A 383-nucleotide genomic window follows, 5' to 3' on the forward strand; every position below is an offset into this window, starting at 1 on the left:
GGCCGGTCGGCGATCGCGAACGAGATGTAGCCGGCCAACGCCGGGACCAGCATGCTCATCGCCAGGGAACCGATCGCGAAGCTCACCGCGCCCAGGTAGGTGCCGAGTCCTCCTGCCGGGAGATTCCAGAGAGAGTTGTGCAGCGCGATGTAGGCACCGTCGCTCATCGTCTTGTCGATGTTCTTGTTGGCGATCTGATAGCCGGCCAGCAGGAATCCGAGAGCGATCAGCAGACCGCCCGCAGCGACGAACGGGATCATGTAGCTGACGCCGGTCATCAGGGCCTGCTGAACCTGCTTGCCCAGGCTGAGCCCCCCCTTCTCCGTGGCAGCGGCGCCGGCACTGTCGCCGTCGCCGGCGCGCACCACCGCCGCGTGCGGATT

At 66.6% G+C, this 383-nt stretch carries 1 pseudogene; it reads right to left on the reverse strand.

The features are described from left to right. Nucleotides 1-383 (reverse strand): annotated as a pseudogene (locus B1964_RS08895) (PTS lactose transporter subunit IIC); the annotation flags it as partial.

The organism is Gordonia sp. i37, assembly GCF_002043085.1.
In the GTDB taxonomy this organism is placed as follows: Bacteria; Actinomycetota; Actinomycetes; order Mycobacteriales; family Mycobacteriaceae; genus Gordonia; species Gordonia polyisoprenivorans.